20 protein-coding genes are annotated in these 26,110 nt (G+C 41.9%); 5 read left to right on the top strand and 15 right to left on the bottom strand.

Translation table 11 applies throughout. The features are described from left to right. Nucleotides 1-606 precede the first annotated feature (606 nt). Together CUU66_RS21310 and CUU66_RS24445 are read left to right on the top strand one after the other, a co-directional pair. Nucleotides 607-1,053, top strand: coding sequence for a C40 family peptidase (locus tag CUU66_RS21310; RefSeq protein WP_101645405.1), 447 nt, complete (start codon nucleotides 607-609; stop codon nucleotides 1,051-1,053). Nucleotides 1,054-1,217: 164 nt separating this feature from the next. Further along, a complete protein-coding gene (locus tag CUU66_RS24445) occupies nucleotides 1,218-1,388 on the top strand; it encodes a hypothetical protein (protein ID WP_180955385.1) in 171 nt (56 codons plus the stop codon). A 60-nt stretch (nucleotides 1,389-1,448) separates the two neighbouring features. Here the strand turns inward: CUU66_RS24445 and CUU66_RS21305 are convergent, their stop codons facing one another. The 4 genes from CUU66_RS21305 to CUU66_RS21290 form a co-directional block, all read right to left on the bottom strand. Beyond that, complete coding sequence (locus CUU66_RS21305; RefSeq protein WP_101645404.1) at nucleotides 1,449-2,792, bottom strand: ABC transporter permease; 1,344 nt, start codon at nucleotides 2,790-2,792, stop codon at nucleotides 1,449-1,451. Continuing rightward, on the bottom strand, nucleotides 2,789-3,481 hold the full coding sequence (locus CUU66_RS21300) for an ABC transporter ATP-binding protein (protein ID WP_101645403.1): 693 nt from the start codon (nucleotides 3,479-3,481) through the stop codon (nucleotides 2,789-2,791). Before CUU66_RS21300 ends, CUU66_RS21305 begins: the two co-directional genes overlap by 4 nt. 286 nt (nucleotides 3,482-3,767) lie before the next feature. Then, a complete protein-coding gene (locus tag CUU66_RS21295; protein ID WP_101645402.1) occupies nucleotides 3,768-4,343 on the bottom strand; it encodes a helix-turn-helix domain-containing protein in 576 nt (191 codons plus the stop codon). Next, the gene (locus CUU66_RS21290; protein WP_101645401.1) at nucleotides 4,333-6,006 is read right to left on the bottom strand and encodes a M20/M25/M40 family metallo-hydrolase; all 1,674 of its coding nucleotides are present in this window, start codon (nucleotides 6,004-6,006) and stop codon (nucleotides 4,333-4,335) included. Before CUU66_RS21290 ends, CUU66_RS21295 begins: the two co-directional genes overlap by 11 nt. A 279-nt stretch (nucleotides 6,007-6,285) precedes the next feature. Here CUU66_RS21290 and CUU66_RS21285 point away from each other — a divergent pair, with 279 nt between their 5' ends. Beyond that, the gene (locus CUU66_RS21285; protein WP_101645400.1) at nucleotides 6,286-7,560 is read left to right on the top strand and encodes an MDR family MFS transporter; all 1,275 of its coding nucleotides are present in this window, start codon (nucleotides 6,286-6,288) and stop codon (nucleotides 7,558-7,560) included. 291 nt (nucleotides 7,561-7,851) lie between these two features. Then, nucleotides 7,852-8,859 (top strand): rod-share determining protein MreBH, encoded by a 1,008-nt coding sequence (mreBH, locus tag CUU66_RS21280; protein WP_101645399.1) that lies wholly within the window; start codon nucleotides 7,852-7,854, stop codon nucleotides 8,857-8,859. A gap of 778 nt (nucleotides 8,860-9,637) precedes the next feature. On the opposite strand, the gene CUU66_RS21270 is transcribed toward mreBH, so the two are convergent. From CUU66_RS21270 to CUU66_RS21245, 7 genes are all read right to left on the bottom strand, one after another. Beyond that, the gene (locus tag CUU66_RS21270; protein WP_101645397.1) at nucleotides 9,638-10,078 is read right to left on the bottom strand and encodes an SRPBCC family protein; all 441 of its coding nucleotides are present in this window, start codon (nucleotides 10,076-10,078) and stop codon (nucleotides 9,638-9,640) included. Nucleotides 10,079-10,141: 63 nt separating this feature from the next. Further along, nucleotides 10,142-10,921 (bottom strand): SRPBCC domain-containing protein, encoded by a 780-nt coding sequence (locus CUU66_RS21265; RefSeq protein WP_101645396.1) that lies wholly within the window; start codon nucleotides 10,919-10,921, stop codon nucleotides 10,142-10,144. 430 nt (nucleotides 10,922-11,351) lie between these two features. Beyond that, nucleotides 11,352-11,858, bottom strand: coding sequence for a hypothetical protein (locus CUU66_RS21260; RefSeq protein WP_101645395.1), 507 nt, complete (start codon nucleotides 11,856-11,858; stop codon nucleotides 11,352-11,354). 247 nt (nucleotides 11,859-12,105) lie between these two features. Beyond that, entirely contained in the window at nucleotides 12,106-14,010 is a 1,905-nt protein-coding gene (abc-f, locus tag CUU66_RS21255; protein ID WP_101645394.1) for a ribosomal protection-like ABC-F family protein, read from the bottom strand. Nucleotides 14,011-14,164: 154 nt separating this feature from the next. Beyond that, nucleotides 14,165-14,290, bottom strand: a complete 126-nt coding sequence (locus tag CUU66_RS25110) for an RAxF-45 family protein (RefSeq protein WP_308302522.1) — start codon at nucleotides 14,288-14,290, stop codon at nucleotides 14,165-14,167. A gap of 1,594 nt (nucleotides 14,291-15,884) precedes the next feature. Beyond that, entirely contained in the window at nucleotides 15,885-17,603 is a 1,719-nt protein-coding gene (cysI, locus tag CUU66_RS21250) for an assimilatory sulfite reductase (NADPH) hemoprotein subunit (protein WP_101645393.1), read from the bottom strand. Nucleotides 17,604-17,630: 27 nt separating this feature from the next. Next, on the bottom strand, nucleotides 17,631-19,454 hold the full coding sequence (locus CUU66_RS21245) for an assimilatory sulfite reductase (NADPH) flavoprotein subunit (protein WP_101645392.1): 1,824 nt from the start codon (nucleotides 19,452-19,454) through the stop codon (nucleotides 17,631-17,633). A 230-nt stretch (nucleotides 19,455-19,684) separates the two neighbouring features. Here CUU66_RS21245 and CUU66_RS21240 point away from each other — a divergent pair, with 230 nt between their 5' ends. Continuing rightward, on the top strand, nucleotides 19,685-20,584 hold the full coding sequence (locus CUU66_RS21240; protein WP_101645391.1) for a LysR family transcriptional regulator: 900 nt from the start codon (nucleotides 19,685-19,687) through the stop codon (nucleotides 20,582-20,584). A gap of 539 nt (nucleotides 20,585-21,123) precedes the next feature. On the opposite strand, the gene CUU66_RS21235 is transcribed toward CUU66_RS21240, so the two are convergent. From CUU66_RS21235 to CUU66_RS21220, 4 genes are all read right to left on the bottom strand, one after another. Further along, nucleotides 21,124-21,654 carry an MFS transporter gene (locus tag CUU66_RS21235; protein WP_101645390.1) on the bottom strand — a complete coding sequence of 177 codons (531 nt, stop codon included), beginning with the start codon at nucleotides 21,652-21,654 and terminating at the stop codon, nucleotides 21,124-21,126. After that, a complete protein-coding gene (locus tag CUU66_RS21230) occupies nucleotides 21,651-23,114 on the bottom strand; it encodes an FAD-binding protein (protein ID WP_374703020.1) in 1,464 nt (487 codons plus the stop codon). The genes CUU66_RS21235 and CUU66_RS21230 overlap by 4 nt, the downstream gene beginning before the upstream one ends. A 127-nt stretch (nucleotides 23,115-23,241) precedes the next feature. Next, the gene (locus CUU66_RS21225; RefSeq protein ID WP_257968094.1) at nucleotides 23,242-24,489 is read right to left on the bottom strand and encodes a DUF445 domain-containing protein; all 1,248 of its coding nucleotides are present in this window, start codon (nucleotides 24,487-24,489) and stop codon (nucleotides 23,242-23,244) included. 108 nt (nucleotides 24,490-24,597) lie between these two features. Beyond that, the gene (locus tag CUU66_RS21220) at nucleotides 24,598-25,659 is read right to left on the bottom strand and encodes a DUF3900 domain-containing protein (RefSeq protein WP_101645389.1); all 1,062 of its coding nucleotides are present in this window, start codon (nucleotides 25,657-25,659) and stop codon (nucleotides 24,598-24,600) included. Nucleotides 25,660-26,110: the final 451 nt, after the last annotated feature.

The following is a 26,110-nucleotide window of genomic DNA, read 5'->3' as shown; positions in this document are numbered from 1 at the left end:
GGCTCGCACATCCTGTGCTTCGTGCGTTAGCCAAGCATAAGACAAGCGGGCCGTGGAAAGCGGTTTTCCTTTCCATGGACCGATTGGCTTATGACTCGAGGGTCTAGGCGCTGGAGCCGGACAATGCCCGCTTCTCCCGCAGGAGTCTCGCACCTTACGTTCCAATCAACTTGTTTAACAATAGGGTAGGTTCACAGAACTATTAGAAAACAACAATCTTTTAAAAAAGAGCTTTATTATAATACACGTTTTACATGAAGTTTAATGGGATTAGTTGTTAAAGGTTGATGACTAATCACCAGCCATGATTTTTCGTTTATGGAATGATTAAGAACCCTCCCTGGGTGAACCACGGCCATCTCAAGTTGGGAAAATACACTTTCAAGCTTCTTACTCATTACCTTCTAATCTAACCTTTTTTTCCAGAATCCGTTCTATTACTCCATAGATCATTGCATAAAAAAGGATACTTTGTCTTTTTTTGTAATATTGTTGTAATGTTTTTTAATAGAGTTGTAATGAATTTTCTGAAATCTATTTGTTATAGTAAGATTATCACCTAAAAGCAACAAAATTTTACATGATAAATGAGTCGGAGGTTCTGCAGTGAAGAAAGTTATTCTAGCATCCCTGCTGATTTTAACTATGTTAGCAGGATATATAACTCCAGGCATGAAGGCCGAGGCATCATATTCACCTGATAAAGTAGTCACTGAAGGAAAGAAATATATAGGAACTAAATATAAATTTGGCGGTACAACACCTAGAGGATTTGATTGTTCAGGTTTTGTGGGGTACACCTTTAAAAAAAGCACGGGGAAAGTTTTACCGCGTACAGCGGCTGGAATTTTCAGCATAGGGAGTAACGTTAAAAAAGCCAGCTTAAAAAAGGGAGATCTTGTTTTTTTTAGTACATACAAAAGAGGCGCTTCCCATGTGGGAATTTATGTTGGGTCGAACCAATTTATCCATGCTGCATCAAGCGGTGTGAAGATTGATTCTATGAATAACGTTTACTGGAAGCCGAAATTTCTAGGAGCTAAAAGATTGTAATACTGACAGACAGCCCTGCTGTCTGTTTTTTATTACCCTGAACGTAAAGAAGTTAAACATCTATTTTATAAAATCGCATGTTGAAACTTCGTATCATTCTCTTTGATAATTTGTGCCTATCCTGTGCACACTTTTGATAGACCATGAAAAAAGGAGGCTTTCGAATGTCACGTGGACAATCTTTCGATCATAAGCGCAAAGGACATCCAGGCGAATTCCCAGACCATGCTTTCGTCGAGGAAAAAGATACAATGCGCCAATCTGAAGAGGTAGAAGATATTGTTACATATGAAGCGTTTAAGAACCGGGTAAAAACCGGCGAAAATGAGCAATAACCGGTCTTTAGAAATTATAGGAATCAGCAGGCATTACTCTGTAGAATGCCTGCTGAATGGTTATAGTTCTCTCCTCATAGCCTTAAGTACATGGACTTGAGTAGCGCGCCTTGCCGGCCTAGCCCCCGAAAGGATAGTTACCCCGTAACAGATGATCATACAAATCAACGGCAGTGAAACAGGTATGTAGCTGAACATTAAATTTTCTGGCGGCTGTTCTTTAAATGCCTTTTGAACAACCAACGGCAGCCCAGCGTTTACCGCGAAGCTGATTCCATACGCAGCAGCCGTCCCAATCAATGCACCAAGGAAACCGATATAACTGCTTTCAAGCAGGAAGATCTTTTTGATTGTTTTCGGATTTGCCCCGATTGCCTTCATGATTCCGATATCTGGAGCCCGCTCGGTTACAGCCATAGTCATTGTATTGTATATACCAATAGAAGCAATTAAGATGGCTATAGTCCCAATGAAAATGAGTCCTATTTTCACAATGGTAAAGATGATATTGATTTGATTCAGTTCATCGACGACTGAGTATGTACTGTAATGATTGTCTTTTAATTCATTGGAGATTCCTTCCACATCTTCTAAGCTTTTTGAATAAACTTTTACTTCGTCGTATGAACGAGGATCTAATTCAACTGGATTTGGGTTACTCGGTTCGTTAATCATTCCTCTGGATGTTCCAGTAAAGTCCTCGATCTCGCTCAAGATTTCTTCCGAAATAAATGCCTTACGATCAGTCATCCATTTTTTAGCCGGTTTCTTGGCAATCCCCACTATGGTGAGCTTAATTTCTTTCGTCACTTCTTTGCCGTCCACATTCTGCTTTACTAGAAGCTGTACCGGCTGGCCGATTAATTTCCCGTTATATCGATATTCGTCTTTGACTAACCCATTTTTATCGTATACCTCTGTCTCCTTAACATCCTTAGGAGCCAGGTTGGCTGCAAAGTCGTATCCAACCAAGATTTCATCTTTTTTCCCTGGCAGTCTTCCCTTAGACAGCTCGAATCCCGCCTTTACTTCAGAAGGTATATGAGTTACGACTGTTTCTGTATTTACCTGAAAGCTCCCAGTCTGAAAGAGACCTTGTTGCTGCAGATTCTGTCTCCGTACAACAGACCTGACTTTCTTGATACTTTCAAAATAGTTTATATCTTTATCTGTAATCTGGCTTAACTCATCCTCTTTTTGCTCCTTCCCTTGAATTTCAATCTCATTAACAATCCTTTCTCCCGTGATATCTTTAACAATGGATTTGTGAAGCCCAAACCCAACCGAAGAAAGAACGATCAGGAAGGCACATCCCATTGCTGTCGCCAGGACGGTCATATAGACTCTGCTTTTATTTTTTTTCATATTCTGCCGGACAAACCTGAATTGGTCCTTCCATTTCATATGAATACCTCCTTTTGAACAATCTGTCCGTCTTGCAGTTCAATCGTACGGTTACCGATGTCCGCTACTTTTTCATCGTGGGTGATAATTAAAAAAGTAATGCCAAGTTCTTTATTCAGCTCTTTGATAAACTGGAGCAGGTCCTGCTCCGTTTCACTGTCAAGGCTGCCTGTCGGTTCATCAGCTAAAATGATCGGCGGATTCACAATAAGTGCCCTTGCTATACTTACCCGCTGCTGCTGGCCGCCGGAAAGCTCACTCGGATAATGATCTTTATAATCCAGCAGACCCACTCTTGCGAGGATATTCAGGGTTCTTGTCCTACGCTCAGTCTCGGAGACTCCCTTAAGCGTAAGCGGAAGCTCAATATTTTCAAATGCTGTCATACTGGGAATCAACTGAAAGCTTTGAAAGATAAATCCAATATGATTAATCCGAAAATCTGCAAATTTTGCTTCTGTCAGATCAGTAACATGAATCCCATCAATCTTGATCTCGCCTGCCTGCTGCTTAATAAAACCACTTATAAGATTCAGCAGAGTGGATTTCCCAGAGCCGCTTCTCCCCACTATTGTTACAATCTCCCCTTTCTCTACACGAAAGGATACCTGTCTCAAAACTGGTATTATGGTTTCTTTCCCCTTCTTGCCAACATGAAAGTCATGGCTTAATCGGCTTACAGTAATCAAAACTTTCCCCCCCTAATCAATCATATCTCCAACTGTATGTACTATGTGGTTCATACACCTTTAAGTGTACTATAATGGTAATACACTATAGCTGTCAACTGCAATTTACTATTTTTTCTAATTGTAATATGTAAAGTTCTTTTTGAATTTCTAAGTATGTTTTTCTCTCAAGGCTCAGTTACCCACGGGAGGCTCCCGCTTGCCTCCCGGAGGCGATTCCCCGTCGCTCAGGTCAACTGACAGCTGAAAATAAAAAAGAGCTGAATACTCCAGCTCTTTTGCATATCTATTCCTGAGACATCATCCATATCCCCACAGCTGGAATAGTACCTATATTTTTAAAACAATGCGGACTCGTACTATCAAAGGTGATACTATCACCTTCATTGATTTGGTACACTTGATCCCCAATCGTAACCTCCATGCTGCCCTGCAGCATGTACCCGCTTTCCTCTCCTGAATGGAACATTAAAGGCTGTTCTTGTGTTTCTGTGACCTGCAGGATCATCTTAAAAAATTTATACTTCTTACCAGTATTGGGAGTGAGCATTTCATACCACACTTCCGGCCTGGACATTTGGAGCTTGCGATGCTCTCCATTTCGAATAATCTTAACCGCTTCAGGCTCCTGTTCTTCAAAAAACGAAAATACATCAACCTCCAGAAAATAGCTGAGCTTCCATAACGTATCCAGAGAAGGGGCAGCTATTCCCCGTTCTATTTGGGAAATTAGGCTTTGGCTGACACCAATGAGATCTGCCAGCTTCTCAGTGGTATACCCTCTATTTTTTCTAAAATACCGTATCTTACTGCCGATCAGCTCTTTTGGAAGCTCTGCCGGCTGCTCAAGCTTACTCTCCATGGAGAACTCCTTCCTTAAGCACTGTTAACACAGCATATTTCAGCAAGGCCGGGGCTGTCTTAAGGGAAAATGGAAGTTCAAGCCTCTCTGTCCGCTTATGGGCATCCTTCCCATACGGACCAATATTGATGGTTGGAATATTTAAGTCCTTGATCGTATGGAGCGGTAAATTATAGCCTTTGCCATAAAGCGGCATCTCCCCCTCCAGTGAAGGAATAATTTCATCAGCATCAATCAGCCTGCAGTAACTTACATCTGACAGCCCTTCAAAGTATGTTTTCAGCTTAATTTCTTCTCCAAGATGGTATTTAGCGTACTCCTTAATTTCCTCCGCCATTTCAAAAAGTTTTTCTTCTTTCGGATTCCTTTTGTCGAGATACACATGCGGATAATAAGGAGGGGCAAACATAATCAAGTAAAACGGGGCCAGATCAGGAAAATAACTGCTAATTCCTCTGGCAATTTCTACAGAAAGCTGCCGGTAATCAAGCTCAGCAGATGTTTCTTTATTAATTAGTTCAGTCATTCTATCTTCGAATTCTGCCCCATGCCTTTCCTGCCCCATTTTATAAAGGGCGGAATACGTATATACTTTCGGCTTCATAAGAGGTAATTTATCTATTCGATCCAAATAATCCTCATGATAAGAATCAGTAATTTTTGCAAATATCTCATCCGCACTTTCCTGTGTTAAAAACGCTATTTTCTCCAGTACTTCCTGAGGACTTTGCTGAAGTGTAAGTATATTGTAAAGGACATAGGCATCAGTAGGCGTCTGTACATTATAAACATCTTTTGAGTCCGAGAGCTTGAGACAGGTCGGACGTGGATTTCTTTCTCCTCCAGCCTCATCTTTAAACAAAGAAGAAAGTTCCATTTTATTTGTAATGGAGGCTGCCATCCATGAAGCATTTATCCCTTCAAGCGGTTCACCCACATGAGTCTCTTTTCCATTGCAGAATATTAACGGAAGAAGCTTACCGACAGAACCTAAATAAATGTATTTGGTCCTGTCTCCAGGATACCCGGCAAAGCTTGGCTCACTGCAAATGCACACTTCATATTCAAGCCCAAATTCCTCCTTAAGCCTGCCAAGAAGCCTGATTCCTTCAAACATTCCCTCGGAATTTCTTTCTTCGTCGGGAACTGACAGCAGCAAAACATTCCCCTCAAACTCTTCGTCAACACAAATTTCCGATAATAAAGCGATCTGAAGGGCAAGACCTGCTTTCATATCCATTATCCCCCTGCCAAAAAGCCAAGCGCCGGATTCAACATCCTGTTTGACATCCTCAGCCATCGGCTCAGACTTAAGCTTATCCGTATACTCCTCTGGAAGGAATGCGTACGGTTTCAAATATCCATAATCCTCGACCCCTACTACATCAAAGTGGCTGAGCAGGATCACGGTTTTGTTTGAACTCCCTCTGCCCCTAAAAAGAGCCGCTGCTGTCCGCCGGTTCAGCGAATCATTCGGTAAGGCTTCTTTATAAAGTTGATCCTTATGCTTTTGAAAGTAGGGTATTTCCTCCAAAAGCTCAACAATTTTATCAGCCATGGTGATTTCTTGTGCTGTACCCGATATACTTGGGGTTTCTACTAATCTCTTGATCATCTTTAGAATCTCTTTTTCATGGTTCCAATGGGTATCCTTTTTTAACATTATGATCCCCCTCGATATTAATAAGATTTATTTTTTTATTAATCATACTATTATAATCTTACAATTATTCTAATCTTTCAATCATTTTATTAAATAAAACCCGATGATTTAAGCACCTTGTAAGATTTTCTGCATTTTTACTCAGCCGTGCGGATATTGTCCGGGAAATATGTCTGAATATGTATGATTTCCTCCCGATATTTCCGCCGATTTATATTGTCTCAGGTTTTGAATCAAGGTAAGATGAAAAAGTAAAATTAAAGAAATGGAGATTCTATAATGCGGCTTCGAGATTGGAACAAAAACTTAAAAATCCGATTGGGTGCTGAGGCTTTAGTCAACATTACCTTTTGGATGTTTTTCCCCTTTTTAGCCATCTATTTTACTGATTCCTTTGGTAAAAACATGGCTGGTTTTCTGCTCATTTTTTCTCAGGTTTTTTCTGTAATCGCCAATCTAATGGGCGGCTATTGCGCAGACAGATTTGGCAGAAAACGTATGATGGTCATATCTGCAGTTGGACAGGGTGTATTCTTCGTTTTCTTTGCTTTTGCAAACTCCCCCTGGTATGAATCACCTATCATCGGCTTTATCTGTTTCACTATTGTCAGCATTTTCGGTTCCTTTTACTGGCCTGCCAGCCAGGCTATGGTGGCTGATGTTGTAGAAGAAAAGGACCGGAATGATGTTTTTGCCATATTTTACACATCGATTAATATAGCGGTGGTCATCGGCCCGATATTAGGAGGCATTTTCTATGCAAACTATCGATTCGAACTGCTTTTAATATCAGGATTGCTATGTATCGCACTTGGTTTAGTCCTAAGTAAATGGATAAATGAGACAGCTCCCCGGCAGGAACGGTCTTCGATGGCAGGAAGCTCGAATTGGTTACATTTCTTAAAAAATCAGATCAGTGAATATGCCATCATTGTTAGGGATAAAACCTTCCTGCTCTTTATTGTAGCTGGTGTACTGGTAGCGCAGACCTTTATGCAGCTGGATTTGCTCATCCCTGTTTATACGAAAGAGGCGATAGGCACGCAGACGCTTCTTTCTTTCAATAATTGGTCATATGACGTCAAAGGTGAACAGGCCTTTGGACTCTTAATCTCTGAAAATGGTTTGCTGGTTGCCTTATTTACTATAGTCATATCAAGATGGATGTCTTCCTTCAAAGAAAGAAATGTATTTATTACTTCTTCCCTCGTTTACGGAATCTCTATTTTCGTAATGGGGCAGACAAACTGGATCTGGGGTTTAATCATGGCGATGGCACTCTTTACATTGGCCGAGTTAATGACAGCCGGGATTCAAAATGGATTCATCTCAAAACTCGCTCCCGAGCATATGAGGGGCCAATATTTCGCCGCGGCCAGCCTGCGCTACACGATTGGCAGAATGATAGCTCCTTTGTCCATTCCTATGACCGATATTTTAGGATTTACATGGACTTTCGGGACACTTGCTATTCTTTCGTTTGTAAGTGCCTTTATTTTTCATATCATGTATAAGCGTTTTGAAACGCAGAAAGTGGCAAGGGCGGTTAGTTAAAGAAACCGTGCAAACAACGAATTCCGACACATTCAGGCATATAAAAAGGCTTGCCCATAAGGTAAGCCTTTTTAACTGTTTTTCATTAAACAGTAAGTGGATAAACATAGAAAAACAACCATTTTTTTAATACTAACTTCCCTGTTTCCTGCAATTCCCTGTACCTCTAGAACTATGAATTTTCTACATTTCCAGACACCTCCATTAATTACCATAAGTTTATCCCGACATAAAATTTAAATTTTATGTAGAATGCTTTTATGGGGTTAAACTCTATGAAAGGGTGAAAATATGTTTTCAAACACTGAAATTGGAATTGATTTAGGAACAGCAAACACGTTAGTTTACAGTAAAAATAAAGGGATCGTTCTAAATGAGCCATCCGTAGTAGCAATAGATACCGAAACAAAGACTGTACTGGCAGTTGGAGCAGAGGCCAAAAGTATGATTGGTAAAACTCCAGGAAATATCGTAGCGGTCCGTCCTCTTAAAGATGGAGTAATCGCTGATTTTGATGTAACTTCACAAATGCTAAAGCAAATCATGAAAAAAGCAGGGAAAAAATTAGGATTCTCTATTAGAAAGCCTAATGTAGTCGTGTGTACGCCATCCGGTTCTACATCGGTTGAGAGACGCGCCATCCACGACTCAGTTAAGAGCTGTGGAGCCAAGCATGTACATCTTATCGAAGAACCCGTTGCTGCAGCAATCGGAGCAGACCTTCCTGTAGATGAACCAATCGCTAACGTTGTCGTTGATATAGGCGGAGGGACAACAGAAGTAGCAATCATCTCATTTGGGGGAGTCGTATCCTGCAACTCCATCCGAATCGGCGGGGACCAGCTGGATGAAGACATCGTTCAATTCGTCAGAAAAAAATACAACCTGCTGATCGGCGAGCGCACAGCCGAACAAATCAAAATGGAGATTGGCTATGGCCTGGTCAAACACGAAGAACTGTCCATGGAAGTCCGCGGCCGTGATCTTGTAACAGGTCTCCCAAAAACAATTACTCTACGATCCTATGAAATTCAAAATGCCATCAAAGAATCTCTATTACATATTCTTGAAGCCATCCGTGCAACCCTTGAAGACTGTCCGCCAGAACTAAGCGGCGACATCGTCGACCAAGGCGTCATCCTAACAGGCGGCGGTGCACTACTTAACGGCATCCAAGAATGGTTAAGCAACGAAATCGTAGTTCCCGTCCACATAGCTCCAAACCCGCTAGAATCCGTAGCCATAGGAACAGGCCGGTCCCTAGACGTCATCCACAAACTGCAAAAAGCAGCGAAATAACCAGAAAAGCGGAGAACGGTGCTTTTCATAAAGATTGGGTGTTGAGCAGAATGATCTTCAAACTAATCTATGAATCTAATTAATTGAAAAGCAGCTGTCCGACAAGCATAAGACGAATAGGCCATGAGAAGTGATTTTCCTTCTCATGGCATATTTGGCTTATATCTCGAGGACAGCAGTTCGCAGCTGGACAAACCGAAAAGCGGAGAACGGTGCTTTTCAACACAATTTGCATTAAAAGGCTAGGCTTATCGCTTAGCCTTTTGTTTTCTGTTCACAGACCTATGAAAAGCAGACACCTGACAGGCATAAGACGAGCGGCAGTGAAAGGCCGCTCTTGCCTTTTGATGGCGATTGGCTTATGACCGAAGGTGTCAGTTCGCAGCTGGACATGCCGAAAAGCGGAAACGCCTTGCCCAGACCCGACAAGCAAAAGACGAATAGGCCATGAGAAGTGATTTTCCTTCTCATGACCTATTTGGCTTATATCTCGAGGACAGCAGTTCGCAGCTGGACAAACCGAAAAGCGGAGAACGGGCTTTTCAACACAATTTGCATTAAAAGGCTAAGCTTACCGCTAAGCCTTTTTATCTATTCACAAACCTATGAAAAGCAGACACCTGACAGGCATAGGACGCGCAGTAGCGAAAGGCAGCCTTTGCCTTTTGATGGCGATTGGCTTATGACCGAAGCAGCTTCCGAGCAAGTTCGCACCGCCTGCAAGAAATTTTTTGAATTGCATCACCTTCAATAGCTTCCGGTCTCCATAGGAAGCCTGCTATCTTGCATTTTCAAGGATGCTCTTAATTTGTTTTAAATCTTTCATATTGGCCCTCTTCATCATTACCGACATAAAAGGAATAAACAAACTAGAAAAACCAGTTGGATTACCTTTATTTCTTAACGTCATTCTAGTCAGATTATTATTTATTGAATGCCATGTATAAATTGTTTCCATCGGAAAAGGGCCATTCGCCGTTTTCATGATTAGTTTATTGCCTGGTATATACTCAACAATTTGGTATACATACTCGAGCTCACGGCCAAGAAATTTTGCTTTAAAAGATATCTCGGAACCTATTTTTAGCGGTTTTGGTGTTTTCCATTCAGCTGACTGAATATTTACGTACCATTCAGGTGCATGATCAGGGTCAGTTGCATACTCTGCTACTTGAGTAATAGGGCATTTAATATTTATCTGTGTCAAAACATCTACCACCTGGATTTCCCTCCCATTGATCGAGCAACTAATATCAACCTGGCATATATAGCAAAATGGTTTCTACAATTTTTCCTTTTCTTCCACATAATTTTTCAGCAGTGTTCCAAGAAGATATTCCCATCCTTTGGAATGATCTTGTTCCCAATTTTCTTGGATCATACCAGATGCTGTATGTGAAAGTTGAAGGAGTGTGCCTCCTTCTTTTTCGAGAAGACGATAAGTATATGCGCTATTTACTGCCCCCTGCATTCCAAGATGGCCGTATAATCTAATTTCTTCAGGAGCATTTACGAAATATACATTTCCCCAGACTGCTCCCTCATTTCCTCCCCACTTTTCCACAAATTGTCCACCAGGAACCGGATCAAAAGAGAACTGAGATGATGCACCTTTTGGTGCCAAACGAAATTCCCACCAGTCCTCGACTCTCTCAGTTAATGCTTTGAAAACTTCGTCACGCGGTCCATCTATAAATATTTCTTGTTCAATACGAAAATCGTTCATTTTTTCTATGTTTCCTCCTTTTTGATTAACCGCTGACCTTATATTCAGCAGTGTACTGGCTGTTGTTTGCATGTATTTGCCCACCCACCGGTCATGTACTTCCTGAAGAGGTACAGCATTAAGGAAGTTTCTCCTATACCTTCCTTCACGCCTGACTACCACCAAATGGCCTTCCTCTAAAATAGTTAGATGTTTCATAATGGCGTACCTGGTTACTTCGGGAAAATATTCATTGAGTTCACCAGTTGTTTTAGGCGACTGCTTAAGAATATCTAATATTCCCCGTCGAATCGGATGCCCTAAAGCTTTGAATACGTTTGAAAGATCTTCCCCCATTACAACTGCCCTTCCGTTAAAGTCTAGTGTTTTTGTTCAACAAAAACATGTGAATAAAAAGTCACATGTTTATAATGTGACCTAATAGTAACATATGAAAAAAAGTCGGTCAAGGACCTTATAATTCTTATATTTATATAGCTCCTCAACTCTTATTCACCATAGCAACGATGTAATGAAGACAAAAAAGCGTTTACTCGCCCAAAGAGCCAACGCTTGATAAAGCATTCTAAATCAGAAGTTAAATATTTATTTATCAATCATATTAACTGACCGTGTATTCGTAAAATAGGAAAATAATAAGTTGGTCTCCGATCGCAATCAACAATGTTTTTCTAGTCATAAATTCGATATAAGAAGACCTATTATGAATCCAATCCCAAAACGAATAAAAAACCGCTGCATCTCACACAGCGGTTTTAAAGTAATATTATTGAAGCTCGGCACCGAATGTTGGCGCAACCAGCTTAGCACTTTCAAATGCCTTTTTTAGTTTGTCTTCACCCTGTGTGAATGTTTCGTTAGCAGCATCTAGAGATGGAGCGTCTTTCTTAAGCTCTTCTGCTTTTGCTTCATAGGAAGCTGTGAAGTCTTTTAGGGCTCCTTCAAGGTCTTCCTTTTGATCCTTTAGTTCCGCTGGTGCTTTAATGATTTTAAGTTCAGCAGCTACAGCAGCAGCAGACTCACTAGCTTTTTGTCTAACGTCAGCAGCAGGTTTTGTTTCTGAGCCTTCATATGCGTTTAAATCGCCGTCTTTTGCGTTAACTGTCGCTTTAAGGTTTAAATAGAAATCAAGCAGTGTACCTGATACATCCACTTTTTCAGATGATGCTTCTTCTGTCTTTTTCTCAGAAGCTTTGTCTTCAGTTTTGTCTGAGCATGCTGATAAACCGATAGCCAATGCTAGAGCAGAACCTAATAACCAGATTTTTTTCATGTTTATCCCCCTCTTATACATGTAGGAAGCTCAAAAGTATTCTTCCCTATATATTTATTCAAGCAGGAATTTCCAATCTTTTGAAAATTTCCCCGCTTTACATATTATCATTTGCCAAGAGGGTAGTAAAGGGAATGTTCAGCAAAATTAAAAAGATTAAATTATATGAAAATTCAAACATAAAGTCAAGCTTATTTTGTTCACATTCATATTACAGTGTTTTTACAATATGCTTTGTGCATTTTCATCATTCTGAGTGTTCAAGTATTTCTTCTAATTTTTCGTACAATAGCGATTGCTCCTGCTCAAGTTTGGTTTGTTCCTCGAAGAGCTGGCTAAGCAGATCTAAGTCAGTTTCATTTTGCATTTTCCTGTGAAGTTCAGTCAGCCTGCTATCAAGAAGTGTAATGTCCTCCTCTATTTTTTCGGCTGGATATTCCGACTTTTGACTGACATCGTCTACCTTCACTTTCCATTCCTTTGTTATCTTTACCTTAGATAAATTTAGTGCCTGAGGTTGAAGCTTTTTCTTTTGTTCAGTAAGTTTGGTCTTAGCCCAATTATAGTTTCCTGTAAATGTATAGAGGTTTCCTCCATCAAGCCAGCAGGTTTTGGGAAACAGCTTATTTAATAAATAACGGTCATGTGAAACGGCTAGAATTGTTCCCTTGAAATCCTCCAAAGCTTCCTCAAGCACTTCACGCGAATCAATGTCTAAATGGTTTGTTGGTTCGTCTAATATCAATAGGTTGATATCTTGATGCATCAGCTGTGCCAGCTTCAGCCGCATTCTTTCTCCCCCGCTTAGCTGGCCGACCTTCCGGAAGACAGCTGGGCCATAAAATAAGAAGCGGGCAAGGACATGGCGCGCCTCTCCTTCTGTTATACTGATATCTTCACGAAAGGCCTCTATCACTGATTGGCCGGTGTTCTGCATGTATAAATGCTGGGATAGATACCCGATTTTGACACTGCTGCCCACCTGAATCTGCCCATGATCCAACTCAAGTTCCGACTGCATAATTTTTAGCAGGGTTGACTTTCCGCACCCATTTCTACCGACTATGGCCACTCGTTCCTGAAACTGCAAATGAAAGTTAATCTCCTGAAACAAGACTTTATCTCCAAAACTCTTACAGGCATCCTTAAGAAGGATTACGTCCTTCCCGCTTCGTTCACCCGACTCAAGCTGAAGTCCCATTTTTTTACGCTCTAGAATGGGCCGCTTTAACTTTTCCATTCGATCAAGGGCTCTTTCCATATTCCTTGCACGTTTATGCAGACCCTCATTTGGTGGGTTGGCGCGGTTTGCCCATTCTCTTAGTCTTTTTATGGCTTCCTTCATTTTCTTAATTTTCTTTTGCTGTTCCTGATAGGCTTGGAATTCCTCGAGCAGCCGTGCCTCTTTTTCAAGGACAAATCCTGTATAGTTCGAATGATAGACCGTTGCCTCTCCATCCTCGATATCGATTATTTTAGTAGCCGTTTCGTCCAAGAAGAAACGGTCGTGAGAGATGATTACGACGGTTCCCTCATAATCCTTAAGGAATTCTTCCAGCCATTCTACAGCAGCTATATCCAGATGGTTCGTCGGCTCATCAAGCAGCAGAACATCAGGTGACGTAAGTAAGAGCAGTCCCAGGCAAACCTTAGTCTGTTCGCCGCCGCTTAACATTTCAAAGCTCGCTCCCATCAATGTGTTTAATTCCAGCCCGTTCGCTATTTTTGAAACATTCGCTTCTACTTCATAACCGCCTAGGAGGCTGAACCGTTCCTGTAACATCCCATATTCTCCGAGAATCTGCTCTATGTTATCTAAATCAGTAGACATCCTTGCTTCTAGCTCCTGCATTTTGGCACCGATCTCCAACGTCTCTGAGAAGGCTGAACGAAGGACATCTTCTACAAGAAAACCCTTTTCAAACGTTGGTATCTGGGCTAGATAACCGGTCTTCACCCCCTTCTTTAAGGAAATTATGCCTTCATCGGGCGCTTCTTTTCCTGCTACTAACTTCATAATGGTCGTTTTGCCGCTGCCATTTCTACCGACAAGCCCAACCCTGTCCCCTTCATGTATCTCGAATGACAGCGCCTCAAATACTCGATTTCCTCCATACATTTTTCCAACCTGCTGAACACTGCATACAATCATCTATATAACCTCATTTCATGTGTAATATGGAAAATTAAACAAAAAAAGCCCATGGAAAGATAAAATACCTTCCATGGGCTTTTAAAATAAAAAGAGGCCAAAAAGGCCTCTTTTCCATTTTATATTTTAAGCGGAGAAGAGATATCTTTACGTTTTATTGGATATGCAATTTTCGAAAAAAGGGCAGACTTCCCCCTTGGAAAATTGCTTCATGAAAAATTGCACGGCAGATATAAATAAAATTTAAATATTGCTCGCGCAGTCCAATAAAACGATCCATCAATCTCTTCACCTCCTTCGATTTTTTTAAATTATATGACAATTATACTTCTTCTGTGAATAAAGAACAATATTTTCCTATTATAAACTAATCCAAGATCATTTATTACATGAAAAAAGACGCAGACATCTGTCTGCACCCTTTTTCATTCCTCTAATAAGGAAATGGCATGTTACAAAATCCTAAGGCCGGATCGATCTTAAGTATATCGATTATTGACCAGCGTGCCTTTGGTACGCTCGGTATAACGTAAATGCCTTGCATTGCCTAATACTCGATTTGAAGTCGCTGCTAAACGATTCATCGGCTATCAGTCCCTTCTCTTTTTGCATTTCGGCTTTGCACTATTTATTTACCCGCTGCCTTTATGGATAAACCTCCCTATCTTTTTTTAGGCTCTTTTCTAAAAGATTGTTGTTTTTTAATAAGTTTTTTACGTCACCCTAATGTTCAGTCAGGTTGATTGGAGCGTAAGGTGCGAGGCTCCTGCGGGAGAAGCGGGACAGATAAGACCCCGCAGGCGAAGCCGAGGAGGCTCACCGCCCGCCCCGTAAAGCGAGCATGCCTTGCACTCCAATCAACCTCTTGTTCAATAGCAACAAAGATTGCGAAACCAGCCATTTTCTATAAAAAGGTCAGGGCCTAAAATCCTGTCAGTATCCTTACATTGTCCCTAGAATGAGAAGTCCGCGGCATTTTATATGCACAGTTTCCCATTTTTTTAAAGATGATAGCGAACTCCACTGCCTGTGTGAACTTATGATGCCGCACGATTGCAAAATAGCGAAGGAAAATGTGGATCATTTTTTACTGAAAAGCAGGTTTTTTTGCGGATGAATCCTAATTTGATAACTTTTCTTACATCTTGGCTCCGTAGCTCTGGAAAAATAGGCTTTTTGGAAGAGGTTTTTATTAAATGTAGAGGATTTAGAAACACGCAAAAGGGTTTATGCTTACCTTTTAGAGAGATATGCTTATGTTTTGAAGGTTTATGCTTAGGTTTCTTGGTTTTATGCTTAGGTTTGCTATGTTTATGATTATCACTCTTCTTCCTATGCTTATTCAGCAGTCTTTATGCTTATGTTCGGGGCTATATGCTTATCCAGCAGTCTTTATGCTTATGTTTGAGTCTATATGCTTATTCAGCAGTACTTATGCTTATGTTTGAGTCTATATGCTTATCCAGCAGTATTTATGCTTATGTTTGGGGCTACATGCTTATCCAGCAGTCTTAATTGTTTGGGGCTTTTATGACTATCCACCATTCGTGCTTATGTTTGATTCTTTATGCTTATCCAGCAGTCATACTTATATCTCGTGGTTTAATGATTATCCTTCACTCCTTAGCTATGTCTGGTGGCTTTATACTTATTCTGCAGTCTATAAGGCTTTTATTTTCCGGAATATCGATTGCCGGAGCGCAAATCCTCTGTAAAACGACATCCCTTCAATCGAATTCAGGCAGAAGACCATACAAGACCTACCTGCATATCAGATGACCCCGCAGGCTGCATTGTTCGCGTATATCATGAAAAGGCCGCCGAGATTTTCTCGACAGCCTGTCAGGACCTAGAATCCTGTCTTTTTCCCTTTATCAGTCATGAAAGTTTGTACCATCTGTAGTAGCATTGATAATACCTGCTCGGATGACGAAATCGCCAAAGTGCTCGCCTTCCAGACGCTCCTTCGCATATCGCGGCAAAAGCATGTTGAGTTCATTAAGAATTTCTTCTTCGCCGATATTTTCACGATACATTTTGCTAAGCCTGCTGCCATCAAAGGCTGCGCCAAGGTACATATTGTATTTACCGACAGCTTTCCCGATAAAGCCAATTTCTCCGAGCGCATGGCGTGCGCAGCCGTTCGGGCAGCCTGTCATGCGAATGGTGATTTCTTCATTGCGCAAACCATTTTCATCTACAATCGTTTCGATTTTATCAATTAAACCGGGCAGGTAGCGTTCCGCTTCGGCCATTGCAAGGCCGCAGGTCGGCAATGCGACACAGGCCATTGAACTGCGGCGGAGTGCTGACACATGTCTGCCGTCCGTTAATCCGTACTGTTCAAGCAATTCATTGATTTGTTTCTTTTTCATATTTGATACATTGCCAATAATCAGGTTTTGATTGGCCGTAAGACGGAAATCTCCTTTATGGATCTTTGCGATTTCCCGCAAGCCAGTCATAAGCTTATAGTCTCCAAAGTCGGCTACCCTTCCGCCTTCGACGAACAACGTAAAATACCATTTTCCTTGGATCCCCTGCACCCAGCCATAGCGGTCACCGTTATGATCGAACACATACGGCTTAGCTTCTGCAAGGCTCCAGCCCAGGCGGTTTTCAAGCTCATTTACAATATTTTGGAGTCCAAGGCGGTCAACCGTGTATTTAAAACGGGCATTTTTACGGACAGAACGGTTTCCGTAGTCACGCTGAATGGTAATGGTTTTTTCCGCTACTTCAAGAACCTGTTCAGGCGTACAGAAGCCGATTACTTTGGCAACCTGCGGATAGGTAGCCTTGTCGCCGTGAGACATGCCCATCCCGCCGCCGATTGCCACATTAAAGCCAATCAGTTTGTTGTCCTCTATGATTGCAATGAAACCAAGATCCTGTGAAAAGACATCGATATCATTGGAAGGAGGAACAGCAATCCCGATCTTGAATTTACGCGGCAGATAAAGCGGTCCATACATCGGTTCCACTTCTTCCACTTCTGGAGTGCCCGCTACCTGTTCTTCATCCAGCCAAATTTCATGATACGCTCTTGTACGCGGCAATAGATACTCACTTAAACGCTTGGACCATTCATAAACTTCCGAATGAACTTCAGATTGATATGGATTTGACGTACACATTACATTACGGTTCACATCACCACATGCTGCTATGGTATCAAGCATGGAGGCATGAATTTCCTGAATGGTTTTCTTCATGTTCCACTTTAGAATTCCGTGCATTTGAAAAGTTTCACGCGTTGTCAGCTTTAAAGTCCCATTGCCGTATTTTTGGGCAAGCTCGTCCATGACAAGCCATTGATGGGGCTGTGCCACACCACCCGGCATACGGACACGCAGCATAAATTGATAGGCTGGCTCTAGTTTTTGCTTTTGACGCTCATTACGAAGATCCCGGTCATCCTGCAAATAGCTGCCGTGATGTTTCATCAGTCTGTTGTCATCATCAGGGATGCCAGCACTGATCCTATCCAACATGACTTCCTTCAACGTACCACGCAAATAATTGCTGCGTTCTTTAATTTCTTCAACATCACTTGGCGGGCCTTCAGGTGCTTTTAAAATTTGGTTCACCATGTTGTAAAAACTCCTTTCAATCCAAGATCAATATACATCACGCTGATAGCGTTTTTGCTGCTGTAAATCGGCAAGATATTCAATCGCCTGTTCCCGGCTCATGCTTCCTTCTTTTTCAATAATATCCAGCAATGTGTTATGAACGTCATGGGCCATGTTTTTCTCATCGCCGCAGATATAAAGGAACGCTCCATCCTTAAGCCAAGCGAATAATTCCCTGCTTTGCTCCAACATACGATGCTGAACATATACCTTTTCTTCCGTGTCACGCGAGAAAGCGACATCCATTTTCGTGAGTACGCCTTCCTTGAGCCATTTCTGCCACTCTGTCTGATAAAGGAAATCAGTAACGAAGTGCTGATCCCCGAAGAACAGCCACGACTTGCCTGACGCGCCAGTTTCTTCACGTTCCTGGATAAACGAACGGAATGGCGCAATTCCAGTTCCTGGCCCTACCATGATAATCGGGGTATCTGGATTTTCAGGGAGCTTGAAATTCTGGTTTTTCTGTATATAGACTGGGATTGTATCTCCTGGCTGGAGCCGCTCTGCACATTGAATTGAGCAGACTCCTTTTCTTTCACGTCCATGCGAATCATAGCGGACAGCCCCAATCGTCAGATGGACTTCATCGGGATTCGCGGATAAGCTGCTCGCAATGGAATATAAACGGGATGGCATTTTGCGGAGAATCGATACAAATTCTTGTGCTCCCGCATTCCATGGACCAAAATCACGCACTAAATCAAGCAGGTCACGTCCATTAATATAAGATCTTAAAGCTTCTCCATTTCCAGGTTCAGTAAGTTCTTTCAGCTGTTCATTTGCAGACAGCTGTACTGCCTGCTCCAAAAGAGGTTTCGTTAAAACACTGATTTCGAAATGGGATAGCAGAGCTTCCCTTAATGCACGAACCTCACCTTGTTTATTGATCTTCACGCTTTCTTCGGCATTCCACTTCATTTCTCCGATAAGCTGGTCAACAAGGGCAGGATCGTTTTCTGGATAAATCCCTAGACTATCTCCCGGTTCAAAGCTCAAGCCGGAACCTTCAAGGGAAAGTTCAAGGTGGCGTGTTTCCTTATTTGAGCCACGGCCGTTCAGATTCAAATTCTCAAGTACTTCTGCTCTAAACGGATTTGTTCTGGAATAATTAGATTCCACTGCTGCAGGAACCCCTGCCGGCTCTGGAGGTACTGGGCTTCCGTCCTGGCCCTCGCCTAAGCCGCCGAGAACGCCTTCCATCCATTCCGATGCCGGTTCATCATAATCAAGGTCACAGTCAACACGAGGGAATATACGTGTCCCGCCCAGTTCTTCAAGGCGGGCGTCAAACTCTTTTCCTGTCTGACAGAAAAATTCATAGGAGCTGTCGCCAAGTGCAAGCACGGAAAAATGAAGACTATCAAGCTTAGGTGCTCTCCTGCCATGAAGAAACTCATGAAACGAAAGCGCATTGTCCGGCGGATCGCCTTCTCCATGTGTACTTACTATGATCAGGAGGTTTTCTGCCTTCTTTAAGTTATTCGGCTTAAAATCGCTCATGGACGATACAGTTACCTTAAACCCGCGTCCTTCCAGCGTCTTTCCTGTTTTAGCAGCAAGGCCTTGGGCATTGCCTGTCTGGGATCCGTATAGTATGGTTACTTCTTTAGAAGTCAGTGTCCCGCTTGCCGCAGCCGGAACCACCGCTGCCTGATCTACTGCCTTCCCGATAGCAGCCGCTGTCCGGGTTGCAGCAAGATAACCGCTCAGCCACACTTTTTGCGACTCTGTCAACGTTGGCAGAAGGCGGTTAAGAAGTTCTGCCTGTTCCTGATTAAACGGACTGTTCATTACCTGAAGTTGCAACGATATCCACCTCACAAAGGGATTATAATCATATGTAGGACATAAGATTTTGAACTCATGTATAGTTCTTCAATAAGGGCATTACTATTTCCCCGATAAATTAAGTCGGCTTTAATCTTTTAAAAAATAAAAAAAGTTTATACTAATCACTTTACCTAAACTTAGAGCATTAGTAAAATAAATAATTATAATAATAGTTATTAAGATTACTAATAGAAGGGGCAATCCTTTTGTATTATGACGAGTTAAAAACCTTTGTAACTCTTGCAGAAATTAAGAATTTCACTAAAACAGCTGAGGTCCTTCTCATGTCCCAGCCTAGCGTCAGTCTTCATATAAAAAATCTGGAAAAGGAATTTCAGACTAAATTATTTCAACGTTCCCCAAAATTTTTAAAAATTACCCCCTCCGGCGAAATTTTATATGATCGGGCCAAGCAGATGATAACCATTTACGAGCAGGCCCGGCAGGATATATTAGAACATTTAAACTCTGTCAAAGGTGAACTGAAGATTGGTGCAAGCTTTACTATTGGAGAATATATATTGCCTGCTTTGCTGTTTGAACTCCAGCAGGACTACCCGGAGCTGGAGCTTCAAGTGATAATTGGAAATACAGAAGAAATCGTACATTCAGTCCGTTCATATGAGGTAGATGTAGGTTTAATAGAAGGCCAGACCAATGACAAGGAGCTTTCCGTACAGGCCTTTATGCAGGACGAGCTTTTTATCGTTTCTTCTAACACCCATAGACTTGCAGGCCGGGGGAAAGTCGAAATTGCTGATCTTCAGAATCAGGCTTGGATCACCAGGGAAGTTGGCTCAGGGACTCGCGAATATCTAAATCATGTCATCCGCTCAAATGGCCTAAAAGTTAAATCAATGCTTACCATAAGCAGCAACCAGGGGATAAAAGAAGCGGTGATTCATGGAATGGGTCTGTCACTCCTGTCCCGCAGTGTTATCCAAAGAGACGTAGAACATCATAATCTATCTATCATCTCTTTAAAAAACCAGGCCTTTACTCGAACACTCTCCTGCATTTACTCCCCTATCATGCAGGATAAAAAGAACGTTAAGACCTTTATCCAGGCTTTAAATAAAAAGTGGCCGGTTAACCATGAGGGCTGACCGGATAGTCTATTAATACAAGGCTCTTTTCTAAAAGATTGTTGTTTTTTAATATGTTTTGTTACGTCACCCTATTGTTTCAGTCAGGTCGATTGGAACGTAAGGTGCGAGACTCCTTGATCCAGCTCAAGGCTTTAGACCCTCGAGTCCTAAGCCAATCCGTCTATGGGGAGAAAAGCACTCCCCACAGCCGGCTCGTCTTATGCTTGGCTGACGCATAAGTGCGACTAAGCTTCTGTCTTCACTGTCGTTCGCCAGTCAGCAAGTCTTCTTTATCGGTCTCTGCCTGCCACTTTGTTTACAAATTTATATCTATTGGGATTAACACTGAGCTTTTAATATTTATATGTTGGGCAGGCACCGCTTTCCGCTTTTCTGTGCGGGAGCAGCGGGACAGGTGAGACCCCACAGGCGAAGCCGAGGAGGCTCACCGCCCGCCCCGCCGAAAGCGAGCATTTGTGCTCCAGTCAACCTCTTGTTCAATTGCAACAAAGTTTGCGAAAACAGCCTTTTTTATAGATAAACCAGCTGCCTCAGCACTAGAATTTCTGTACCTTTAAAATGAGCAGGCCGCTCCCGGCATAAAATAGAGAAGCCAAATAAAAAAGGGCGCTGATTGTAAAAAAGTCTATTATGATTCCACTGGCAAAAACAGCTGACACTGAAAAAATAGAGGTCCAAAAATGATATTTCCCGATAGCCCTCCCTCTCTGGCTGCCGTCACTCATGTCGGCAACCATGCCCTTTTCAGCTGTTTTCTGCAGAGCCCCTAGGAAGCCCAGAACGATTTGAATCATGTATACCTGTGATGAGGTTGAAACTAAAGGGATAAATAAAAATACAGCAGCCATTCCCCATGAGTAAACAATTAATAGAGATTTATTGCCAAAGTGATCGGAAGCTCTTCCGATCGGAACATGAAAAACCGATGAACTTAAGATAAATATTCCGTACGCAAACCCAAAAGAAGAATAGCTGGAACCTAGGTTTTTGATAAACAGCAGGTAAAAGGGAAAGGTGACGCTGGATGCCATCAAGGCAAGGCTCTGCGAACTGATCAACCACCTCATGTTCCATAATCCTCATAAAAATAATTCATGAACGCATCTTCAGGATCCAGCTTCCTTTTCATCTCAAAAAACTCCTTAGCTCTCGGATAAGCTCGTTCCATTTGGTGCTTGGAGGGATAATGATAATAAGGCAGGTAATAACTTCCCTGATACTTTAGGCTGAGGTCTACCATCTTGCGTATGATTTTCCCTGTTGCTCTCTTGTCTTCATTTGACATTCCCTGGTTGATTAGCAAAACGAGTGCAAACATGTCACTTTTAGAGTAGGAAAGTACAGCTTCATCATCTTTTTCTACATACCGAATAGTTATATTTAATAGATTCAGCTCCTCTTTTTGAAGATAATCTCTTAAATCATCCATATAAGCAGTAAAATGATCTACAGGCACAAAATATTCCTGCAATATATCTGTATCGTTTTCATTTTCATATTCCAGGAACTCAGACTCCGATCTCATCACATTATTCCGTGTGATAAGCTCTCCATTTTTGGATAGAAAATATTTTTGCTGAAGATCCCATAGCCTGTCTTTCCCCCAGTCAAACTGCCTCGACAACCCGAGAAGCGGTTTGGTCAGCATGGTACCGCTATCGTGTTTAAGAGTATTGTATTGTGATAGATCCTCCTGATTTTTTGCCAGCTTGTAGTCTGTCACATACATATCTTTTAAAAAGCCGTGAGGTCCAGTCGTGATCCGTGCCAGATGCATGCGTACTTCATCATCGCCGCTTACCTTCTTCTTGAAATATTCCGGATAGTCTTTGTAGGACATGGCGGTGGTCCTCATCTTATAGAGTTCATCCTTCGTTAGCTCCAGATCAACATCAAGAATGATACCAAATAACCCATATCCGCCAATAACATAAGGGAAATAGCTGCTATTTTCTGTTCGTGAAACCGTAATAATGGTTCCGTCAGGCTTCAGAAGCCGAAATGACTTAACCGTGCTGATCAACGATCCATTCCGTATGTCCCTGCCGTGTACATTTACTGAAAGAGAGCCCCCTATGGTAAAAATATTTTGCGACTGCATCACCTTAACAGCAAGGCCCAGTGGGTTTACCGCTTTTTGAATATCATCCCAGGTGGCTCCGCTCTGTACACGGATTGTACGTTTCTCGGGATTAATGTGAATAATTTTGTCATATCCAGTCATGTCCAGGACGATGGAATCTTTATAATAGGTATGCCCCCCCTGGCTGTGCATCTTCCCGGCAATAGAAACCTTCAGGTTCTTATCAACAGCGTCACGGACCGTCTGGATCATTTGCTTTTCATTATTACTTTTTTCTATTGCCTTTATCTTAACCGGCATTAACCGGCTGACATCTGAAACTTGTGATTTATCTTGGTTTACTGCTTTTCCCGCTGAAAAATAAAATAAAATGGAGTACAGCAGAATACAGGCAGAAACCAATAGACCCGTCCTGGTTAAAGGACGCAGTTTATGAGGTCTTATGCGCAAGGACCTTCACCTCCCCAATAGATATGGCTAAATTTGGTGTAAAACTAAATAGGAAACCGGCCTCCTGAATCTGATAGCCATGAAAAAAAGAACGGGCGGTTGATCCCGTTCTTCGCATGAGTTATAGGAAGAGCTTAATGATCGTAATACCTATACCAATTATAAATCCGCATACGGCACCATTCACTCTTATCCATTGCAAATCTTTCCCTATATTGTTTTCCATCATCTCGATAAGTGTCTCGTTATCCAGCTTGTCTAGATTCTCTTTCACAAGTTTTCCGATTTTCGCATGATTGTCTTCCACTATCCTTGCAATCTGATTCTGGATTACACCTTCTATTTTATCCACCTGTTTTTGATTTTCCTGCAGGTTCGATAGCATTTGTTGCAGATAAGGTATTAAATGTGTATCCATAAGCTCTCTATCCTGAATCTTAACAAGTAAAAGCTGCTTCAGCTTATTAAGATTTTCATTGATCATTCCTGCCGGCGCCCATTCATCAGTCAGTTTGAGCTTAAACTCTTCCATTTCAGCTATCAGCTTCTGGTTTTCCGGAATTCCTTGCAATTCTTTCCGGATTGCTGATAGTAAGGCCAGCCGGTTTGGATTATCTTCTCTTTTTAAACTATCGACTCCGCCAGCGAGCAGACTCTGTATAATATTGCCGAGCTTTTCTTCACTCATGACGCTTCGGAACGATTTAATCGCAAATTGAAGGAAACCATCAAACTCCATCGAATCCAATGCTTGCAACGACACGCTCCCAAGCTGAAGGCTTCTATTTTCTTTCTTTAGCCACGCTTCTATCATAGCCAGTAATCGATCCAATAATTTTTCATCATATTTACGGGCGATCGTGTGATCGGAAACGTTCTTTAAAAGGGAGGCTAATTGCACGGAAGAAAGATATTCCTTCAGCTTCCGCTCTATAAACGGAGTCAGCTTTTCAGCGTTTATCTGCTTAATCCCATAAATCAAAAGAGATTCAATTCCCTTTTTAGCAGCTTCTGTTCCCAGTTTTTCCTGGGTCACAGAAAGGACTTTACGGGTAATCGTAATTTGTTTAATTTTTTCTTTTATACTCTCTTTTGTCAGCCAGTTAGTCTCAAGTATATGGACAAGTGCAGTGACCATTCGATCTCTGTTCTTCGGTAAAAGTGCTGTATGCGGGATAGGCATTCCCAGTGGATGCCTGAATAATGCCGTAACCGCAAACCAGTCGGCCAATCCTCCTACAATTCCAGCCTCGAATCCTCCCTGCAGCAGCCTGCCGATCAAAGAATCTTGAAAAGGAATTGTCGCTAAAAATCCAGCACCCATAATCATAAGCGACAAACGGGCTAAATACCTTGAGCTTTTAAACATCTGTTCTACTTCCTTTTTACTAAGAAATGTATAGATTTAAGATCGTTTTATTTTCCATTTGCAATGAATAAGGTGGTCTATACTAGAATAACACGATTTAAGATAGGGTTATTGTTTATTGCTTATTTTGTTAAGAATAATCTGAATATCATCTGGTTTTACCAGTTCCACCGGTGAAAATCCTTTTTCAAATACAACCGAATCCGCTTCTATTAATAATACATATTTATTATTAACTTTTGCCAGATGGAGGTTTTCTCCATAATCAGATAGAAGCGCCTGTACGGATACATGATCCAGCTTCATTTTCAAAGGAATTTCGGGCGTATGATCAATGATTTGCGCTGCAGCTTCCACAATCTGTTCAGTGGAAAATTTCTCCTGAAGCTCCCTTTTTTCACTCCCCGCCCAGAGTTCCATGGCCTGCTCCATCTGCTGGCGCTCCTCGCTTTCAGGAGCATAAGCTTCATCCATATGCTCTTGAACGATATTAAGCACCTGTGACTTAACGATTTCCGGCATGGACTCCCCATACTCAACAAACTTTAAAAAATCCTCGAAATATCGGGCATGCGAGGATTGATTGATCTTTAATTCCCGTTCTTCAATCATTCCTTCCTCCGGCATATATGGATATTGAATGGACTTCATATTTTTTGTTGTAATGGCCATTTCCACATGGCGGATCAGAGTGGATTCGTCTGAAATGGAAGCTACCTTTGGTTCAAAATCACATTTTAAGATAAAAACAAATGGTTCATCGAAATACTTGCGTAAGCCCGCCCTGGCTACGAGGAAGACTCCACCCCGGACAGCACTCGTGTCCACGTAGGATACGGCAAATTTCTCGCTTTCATTCTGGAATGCTTCCTTTGTCTCTGCAAAACGCACCCGGGAGAATTGATTGTAGTTGGGGTTAGAAGATAAGTCATGGCCGTCTTCCACTATAAAATATCCTATTTTGGTAGGGACCTCTTCCGACTTCGGATGTTTCTCCGCTTTTCGTTTTACAATTTTAGTAAATTCTCCATCTAAGAAATCCTTTAAGGGACTGTTCTCGTATTCCTCTTGATTCAGTGTTTGAAAAAGCTTATATCGCTTATCTGCGTTTTCTCCTTTACCCTCTACCTGAATTACATAGAAGGACAGATATTGTATGTCAAAATCCATATAGACCACCTAAGTTGTGAATTTTAGAGCTCGATTCAGCAATTTTCGCTGCCGGGCAGTTTTTTCATGCAATAGTACCGGCTGCCTTCCGGCATTATTAAGCTTAGCACTATGATCTGTTCTTAATGCTACACAAGGTATACCGGATTGACAATGAAAAAAAGCATGCGGCCTGCTTTATTAAAGCTCTGTAAAACCTGCCTGCCGGTATCCGCTTCATGCATTCGCTCCAAGGGGAGCGGTTCTAGAGTTGCCCGGCATTACACCTGTGGAATCTCCTTTAAAAAAAAGGCTCTTTTCGCAAAGTTTGTTCTTTTAATATAATTGTTGATTTCCATTCCAGGATGCTCGCTTTCCGCGGGGCGTGCGGTGAGCCTCCTCGGCGTACCGCCTGTGGGGTCTCACCTGATCGAAAAGCGGAGGACGGTGCTTTTCAAGAAAAGATCCATCC

It is taken from the genome of Peribacillus deserti, assembly GCF_002863585.1.
GTDB classification, from domain to species: domain Bacteria; phylum Bacillota; class Bacilli; order Bacillales; family DSM-1321; genus Paraperibacillus; species Paraperibacillus deserti_A.
This window is presented reverse-complemented; position numbering and strand designations above follow the sequence as displayed.